1 pseudogene is annotated in these 1074 nt (G+C 65.9%); it reads right to left on the minus strand.

The window, feature by feature from the left end:
* Positions 1–24 precede the first annotated feature (24 nt).
* Positions 25–998 (minus strand): annotated as a pseudogene (locus IE239_RS41430) (IS5 family transposase).
* Between the last annotated feature and the right edge of the window lie 76 nt (positions 999–1074).

Genomic DNA, 1074 nt, shown 5'->3' on the forward strand with positions numbered 1-1074 from the left:
CCTAGGGCCTGTCTGGAGTTGTGATCAAGGCTGCGATCCGAGGTATCGGATCCAGAGGAGGCCGGCGCATAATTCGAGTCCGGCCTGGTAGCTTTCAGGCTTTTTGTCGTAACGGACGGCGAGACCACGCCAGTCCTTGATCTTGTTGATGGTGCGTTCGACACTGTTGCGGAGCTTGTACATCTGCTTGTCCCAGGTGACGGGCCGTCCGCCGCGTGAGCCGCGGTTCTTGCGGTGGGCGGCCTGATCCTTCTTCTCGGGGATGACCGATTTGATCCCACGTTTACGCAGGTGGGAACGGTTCTTGCGGGACGAGTACGCCTTGTCGCCCGCGACTGCGTCCGGCCGGGTGCGGGGCCGGCCGACCGGGCCGGGGACGCGGATCTTGTTCAGGACGGGGATGAACTGCGGACTGTCCCCGGCTTGCCCCGCAGTGATCTTCAGCGAGAGAGGCAGGCATTGTGGCACACAGGACAGGTGCGTCTTCGTGGTCAGTCCGCCGCGGGAACGCCCCAGGTCGGCGGCGGCGAGTCGGGCCTTGCGGCGACGCCTCACGCGTCGTCGTTCTTCCCGCTCCGGGTCCAGTTGCCCGTCTTGTTCCTGGCTGGCGCCCCTTTTTCCGCGGCGGCCTTCTCCAGCGCGTCCAGGGTCTCGGGCTCCACGATCATCCCGGCAGCATCATGATGGGCCCGGATCGTGGTCGAGTCCACGCTGACCAGCGACAAGTCCACCAGGCCCCGCTTCGCCGCCTCGGCGATCGCACCCTGGAACACCGCGGTGAACACCCCGGCATCCCGCCACTGCCGAAACCGGCCGTAAACGGTGGACCAGTGCCCGAACCGTTCGGGCAACTCCCGCCATTTCGCCCCGTTCCTGAACCGCCACACGACGCCCTCGAAGTGCGCCCGCAGGTTCTCCGGGTACGGCCCGTACTCACCGACCGGCAGGAACGGGGAGATGAACTCCCACTCGGCATCCGAAAGTTGAGGTCGAGACACCCCACCGTTCTACTCCAAAGGCCCCGACCCTCCCGAGCCGGGGCCCCACGAGATCACAACTCCACACAGGCCCTAG

The sequence above is a fragment of the Streptomyces humidus genome (assembly GCF_014649655.1).
GTDB classification, from domain to species: Bacteria; Actinomycetota; Actinomycetes; order Streptomycetales; family Streptomycetaceae; genus Streptomyces; species Streptomyces humidus.